General features: G+C 66.0%; 6 protein-coding genes. 2 read left to right on the forward strand and 4 right to left on the reverse strand.

Going from position 1 to position 5,570, the window contains the following annotated elements; genetic code table 11:
- The 3 genes from AC1D00_RS24245 to AC1D00_RS24255 form a co-directional block, all read right to left on the reverse strand.
- The coding region (locus AC1D00_RS24245) for an alpha/beta hydrolase (protein ID WP_477012387.1) at nucleotides 1-768 on the reverse strand (768 nt) is incomplete at its 3' end.
- Between the two features lie 343 nt (nucleotides 769-1,111).
- Entirely contained in the window at nucleotides 1,112-2,389 is a 1,278-nt protein-coding gene (locus AC1D00_RS24250; RefSeq protein ID WP_477012388.1) for an ArgE/DapE family deacylase, read from the reverse strand.
- Between the two features lie 53 nt (nucleotides 2,390-2,442).
- Nucleotides 2,443-3,168 carry a pyridoxamine 5'-phosphate oxidase family protein gene (locus AC1D00_RS24255; RefSeq protein ID WP_477012389.1) on the reverse strand — a complete coding sequence of 242 codons (726 nt, stop codon included), beginning with the start codon at nucleotides 3,166-3,168 and terminating at the stop codon, nucleotides 2,443-2,445.
- Nucleotides 3,169-3,244: 76 nt separating this feature from the next.
- On the opposite strand from AC1D00_RS24255, the gene pdxR reads away from it, so the two are divergent.
- Both pdxR and AC1D00_RS24265 read left to right on the forward strand, forming a co-directional pair.
- Nucleotides 3,245-4,714 carry a MocR-like pyridoxine biosynthesis transcription factor PdxR gene (gene pdxR / locus AC1D00_RS24260; RefSeq protein WP_477012390.1) on the forward strand — a complete coding sequence of 490 codons (1,470 nt, stop codon included), beginning with the start codon at nucleotides 3,245-3,247 and terminating at the stop codon, nucleotides 4,712-4,714.
- 67 nt (nucleotides 4,715-4,781) lie between these two features.
- Nucleotides 4,782-5,027, forward strand: coding sequence for a DUF6719 family protein (locus tag AC1D00_RS24265; protein WP_404555790.1), 246 nt, complete (start codon nucleotides 4,782-4,784; stop codon nucleotides 5,025-5,027).
- Between the two features lie 12 nt (nucleotides 5,028-5,039).
- On the opposite strand, the gene AC1D00_RS24270 is transcribed toward AC1D00_RS24265, so the two are convergent.
- Nucleotides 5,040-5,402, reverse strand: a complete 363-nt coding sequence (locus AC1D00_RS24270) for a hypothetical protein (protein ID WP_135173488.1) — start codon at nucleotides 5,400-5,402, stop codon at nucleotides 5,040-5,042.
- Nucleotides 5,403-5,570 lie beyond the last annotated feature (168 nt).

The following is a 5,570-nucleotide window of genomic DNA, read 5'->3' on the forward strand; positions in this document are numbered from 1 at the left end:
ATCCTTGAGCCCGTCGATCACGGTGAAATGGTTCAGCGCCGGCTCGACGACGAGGCGCGTCGGCACGTCGAAGCCGGTCCAGACATTGGCCATCAGGTCGGACTGGCGGATGAATTCGGGCCGCTCGCCGCCGCCGACCCAGGCGGTCACGGGCGAATTCCCACGCGGCACATGCAGCGCCGCGCTTTCGAGCGTCGCTTCCTCCATGGTCATGCCCAGCGTCTCGTTCATCTTGGTCTTGAGCAGCGGACGCAGGTCGTGCAGGCCGCTGATCGAGAGCGTGCCGGCAATGCGGCTGTAGACGGCGGGCTCCAGCCGGCTGTCATCGCACAGCATGCGCGKGACGAGATGGCCGCCGGCCGAGTGGCCGGCGAGGTGGATCGGACCTGCGACAAGCGAGGCCGCTTTCGCGATCGCGGCGGTGATTTCGGCGGTGATGTCGGAGATGCGCGCAGCCGGCGTCAGCGTGTAGCTCGGCAGCGCCACGGCCCAGCCATGGTGCCGCGCGCCTTCGGCAAGATCGGTCCAGGTCGACTTGTCGAAGCGCATCCAGTAGCCGCCATGGACGAAGACGACGAGCCCCTTGCTGTCGCCGTCGGGCAGGACCAGGTCGAAGCGCTGGCGTTCACCGTTGCCATAGGCGATGTCGGCGCGAAAATCATTCAACCCGGCGCGGTAGGCCGCCGCCCGCTCCGCCCACTGCGCCGGCATCTTGTCCGAGCCCGGGATATGGGCCGAATTGGCGTAAGCGTCATCCCAATCGCGCATCGTTACTCCCTCGGCGGACTCAAGGCGGCCGCCAGTCTGCCACCAGGAACGGCCGCATCCTAGTCTTTATTTTAAGCTTAAAGTATTTGGCGGAGCCGGTGGATTGGGCAGCGGGCCGGCACGATATTTCCCCTCACCTTGAGGAACCGCGCAGCGGCGTCTCGAAGGGCGATGCCACCGGCGGGACCTTCATCCTTCGAGACGCGCGTTCCGCGCTCCTCAGGATGAGGGTCTGGCAGCACACGCCGTCATTGCGAGCGCAGCGAAGCAATCCAGAATCTTTCCGCGGGGGCAGTCTGGATTGCTTCATCGCAAGAGCTCCTCGCAACGACGGTCGAGAGACCTACGCCTTCTCCACCCCGCACCACTCCGCGATGAACAGCGCCATGGCCTTGGTTGTCTTCTTCAGCGAGTCCAGATCGACATATTCGTTGAAGCCGTGCATCTCGCCGCCGCTGGCGCCGAAGCAGAGGCTCGGGATGCCGTGATTGAGGCCGTAGAAGCGGGTGTCGGTGAGCGCGGTGAAGACGAGGTCCTCGACGGCGCCGCCATAGACCTTGTTGAAGGCCTTGCCGAATGCGGCCTCGGGCGCTGCCGCGTCGGTCAGCTCATAGCCTTCCGACAGGAAGCCCGACCATTCGACCTCCGGCGGGTTGTTGGCCAGGAAGCGGTGATTGCGCGAGGCAGCAGTGACGCAGGCCAAGATCTCCTTCTGGTGATCGGCCACCGACCAGCCCGGCAGGATCGCGATGCGGCAGTCGACGTCGCACCAGGCCGGCACGCTGGAGGCCCAATCGCCGCCCTTGATGATGCCGGGGTTGAAGTTGATGGGATGGTTGATCGTCCCAAAATGGCGATCGGCCTTTGCCCGCTCGTTCCATTCGATCTCGAGCTTTTGCAGGGCATGGACGAGATGATAGGCCGCCATGATCGCATTGGAGCCGGAGCCGGCGAACGCGACATGGGTCGGATGGCCCTTCACGCGCAGGCGAAACCAGATCACGCCGACCTGCGAGCGCACCATCTTGCCGCCGGTCGGCTCCGGAATGAAGCAGGCGTCCGCGCGATAGCCGCGCTGGAGCGTCGAGAGCGCGCCGACGCCGGTGCTCTCCTCCTCGATGACGGACTGGAAGTGAATCCGCCCCGTCGGCTTGAGGCCCGCGGCCTTGATCGCATCCAGCGCATAGAGTGCGCCGATCGTGCCCGACTTCATGTCGCAGGCACCGCGGCCGAACATCTTGCCGTCCTTGATGACGGGCGAGAATGGCGGCGTGTCCCACAATTCCAGCGGGCCTGCCGGCACCACGTCGCAGTGGCCCTGCAGGATCAGCGATTTGCCGCCATTGGTTTGCGGACGGTAGGTGCCCACCACCGAGCGCGCCCTGGAGAAATCATGCTCGATCGGACCGAAGCCGCGCAGATCCTTCAAATCGTCGACATTGATGTGCCAGTCGTCGACCTCGTAGCCGCGCGCGCGCAGGAGGTCGCCGATCATGTCCTGGCACGGCCCCTCGGCCCCGCGGGTCGAGGGGATCGCGACGAAATCGCGGGTGGTCGCAAGCTGGGCTTCGAAGCTGGCATCGACGGCGTCAAGAATCCTCTGCTGCGTTTCGGCATTCATCAGGCAACTCCAGGCATTCGAATGGTCCCAAGGAGCGCGCAAGCTAGCCGATTTCAGCCGTTCGGGTACTCCACAAAATAAGCATCCCGCAATGCATCTTCGAGCAGGCGGCCTTCCGAATAGCCATTGAGCGTAGCGGGGCGCGTCACGCCGTCGAGCAGGCGCGGGCACGGCTCCGGCGCGCCGAGCACGGTGCGCACGGGAATGCGCTCGGCGTAGATCGACAACGCATAATCCTCGTCGTCGTCGGCAACGCCCTTGGCGCGGATCTTGGCCGAGGCCTCCTCGATCTCCATGGCAATGAAGGAGGTCGCCTTGATCTCCTGCGTGTTGCTCGCCCGCAGGCTCGCGGTGCGGTCCGGGAAAAAGCGGTCGACCATGGCGATCACTGCCCGCTCCTTCTCCTCGGGGTCGGTGACGAGATAGGCCGTGCCGAACGCCATCACCGCGCGATAATCGGCGGAGTGGTTGAAGCCGCAGCGCGCCAGCACGAGGCTGTCGAGGTGGGCGACGGTGAGGCAGACGCGCTCGCCCCTGGTCTGGTTGCGCAGCATGCGGCTGGCGCTCGAGCCGTGCCAGTAGAGCTTCGTCCCCTCGCGCCAGAAGAAGGTCGGCGTGCAATAGGGCTGCCCGTCGATCGCGTAGGAGACGTGGCAGAGCATCGAGGAATCCAGGATGCGATGAACCGTGTCGTGATCGTAGAAGCCGCGGTCGTGACGGCGCTTCACCTGATTTCGCGCTGACGTCGGATAGGAATTTGAAGTCTCGGTCTGGCTCACGGCCGCTCCTGTTGCGCATTGGAACAATTCCAGAGCAGTTGTAGCGGCCGATTTGGTCTGCGATAGTGCCAATTCCATGCAAAAAATTCCGACCAATTCTCCCTCGCCCGCCAAGGCCGAATTGCCGCTCGACCTCACCGGGGCGCACATCACGGCCGGCRCGTCCGCGGCGCACCGGCTGTACCAGGCACTGTGCGAGATGATCGTCTCAGGCCTCGTCAAGCCCGGCGAGCCGCTGCCGCCCTCGCGGACGCTGGCGCGGCAAACGGGCTTCCGCCGCAACGCCGTCGTCGCCGCCTATGAACGCCTGACCGCCGACGGCTTTGCCGAAGCCACCGTCGGCTCCGGCACCTTCGTCGCCGCTCGCATCCCGTCACACGCGGCCGAGCCGAAGAAGCCGAAGGCGACGGTCGAAGCGCCGCAGCAAGGCGCGTTCACGCTTGGCTGCACCCATATCGACGAGCGCGCGGTGCAGCGCTTCCGCGCCTTCGTCGGCCGGCGCATGCGCGCGTTCGGGGCCGAGCATCTGCACTATGGCGATCCGCGCGGCAGCCGCGAACTGCGTGCGGCGATTGCCGATCATCTGCTGTCGGCGCGCGGCCTGCGCTGCGACCCCGACCAGATCATGCTGACGTCAGGCACGCTGCACGCGCTGCGCATCGTGCTAAGCGCGATCCTGAAGGCGGGTGACCAGGTCTGGTGCGAGGACCCGGGATATCCCACCGCACGCAAGACCATCGCACATTGCGGCTATCGCACCGTGGCCGTGCCCGTCGACGAGCACGGGATGCGTATCGCCAAGGGCCGCACGGCGGCGCCGTCCGCGCGCGCGGCCTATGTGACGCCGTCGCACCAGTTTCCACTGGGCGTGCAGATGTCGATGCCGCGGCGGCTCGAGCTGCTCGACTGGGCCAGGCAGGCCGGCGCCTTCGTCCTCGAGGACGATTACGACAGCGAGTTCCGTTATGACGGCGCGCCGCTGATGTCGCTTGCCGGCATCGATCGCCTCCAGCGCGTGATCTACTTGGGCACGTTTGCCAAGACGCTGTTTCCGGGCCTGCGCATCGGCTATTGCGCCCTGCCCGAGCGCCTGATCGCCGACGTGACCACCGCGCGCGCGGCGCTCGACCGCTTTCCCGGGACTCTGATGGAAGGCGCGGTGGCCGACATGCTCAACTCCGGCGCCTTTGCCGCAAACCTGAAGCGGGTGCGAAAGCTCTATCGCGAGGCACGCGACGCGCTGGCCGAGACGCTGGAGGCCAGATCCGACGGTGTGCTGTCCGTGCCGGTGCCGTCGCAGGGCCTGCATCTTGTCGCAAGGTTCGATCCGTCGGTCGATCTGTCGGTCGCGGCAGAGGCGAAGCAGGCGGCCGGCGCAGAAGGCTGGCTGTTGGCCGACACATATTCGCGCGCACGCCCCCTGCCCGGCTTCGTGCTCGGATTTTCGGGGCACGCAATTCCGAAGCTCGTGGCGTCCGCGGAGCGGCTCGCGCGGGAATCGCGTGCGGCGTTGCGCGTGAACGGCAGATCGGCGCGGCGAGCGTGACGAAGCTTCGCTATCAGAATCGCCGACCGATCCCTACATTGCGGCATCGATTCCGGGAGCCCTCATCATGTCACTCCGCCGCGCAGCCTGCCTCTCGCTCCTGATCGCCATCGCGCTCGCCTCAACGGCACGCGCAGGCACCGTCGGGCGCGAGCAGGACGTCGTGGATCTCAAATTGGGCCAGCGTGTGCTGGTGGATGACGGAACCTGCCCGGCCGGACAGGTCAAGGAGGTGCGCGGCGCGAAGATGACCGACAAGGGCATCTCGCGCACGAGTTCCTGCGTGCCGCGGCACGGTCCAAAAACGAAATGATGACCTGAGAGGCTACTTCGCCGGATCGAACATGCACTGCAAGGTGGGCTTGGCGATCTTGGTGAAGGTCGGGCCGATCTCGCCCTGCTTGGACGTCGGCACCCAATCGGTCTCGATCGTCGGCACGCCGGTTTCGCTGATGCCCCGCAACAGCGCCTCGCGCAGATCGCGGTCCTCGACGACGGCGGCGGCATGGTCATGCAGGCAGCCGCAAACTTCCTCCGGATGTTCCCAGCGACCCTGCATGCGGGGCGCGCACTGACGAACGAATTCGCCGCGAGGGTCGGGGATCCTGGAGGGCGCGCGCACCTGCGCCTGTACGGACGTGATGGTCACGAGGGAAATGAACACTGCGGCGCAGAAACGAAGGAACATGATGGCCTTTGCCGGCTGATTTTCTTGTTGGCGATCAGAAGCGCGCGGCGACCACGATCGGCTGCGGCGCCGGGGCGATGACCGGCGAGCCGCTGTACTGGAAGGTGCCGATACCGGGCAGATTGCCGTCGGGCGCGCCCGCGAACGAGGAACCGGCAAGGACGAAAC

The organism is Bradyrhizobium sp. P2_E8, assembly GCF_056403875.1.

Bases quoted from the DNA above. Each gene is read 5' to 3' on its own strand.
- AC1D00_RS24265 (WP_404555790.1), top strand. From the start codon at position 4,782: ATGTCACTCCGCCGCGCAGCCTGCCTCTCGCTCCTGATCGCCATCGCG.
- AC1D00_RS24250 (WP_477012388.1), bottom strand. From the start codon at position 2,389: ATGAATGCCGAAACGCAGCAGAGGATTCTTGACGCCGTCGATGCCAGC.
- AC1D00_RS24270 (WP_135173488.1), bottom strand. From the start codon at position 5,402: ATGTTCCTTCGTTTCTGCGCCGCAGTGTTCATTTCCCTCGTGACCATC.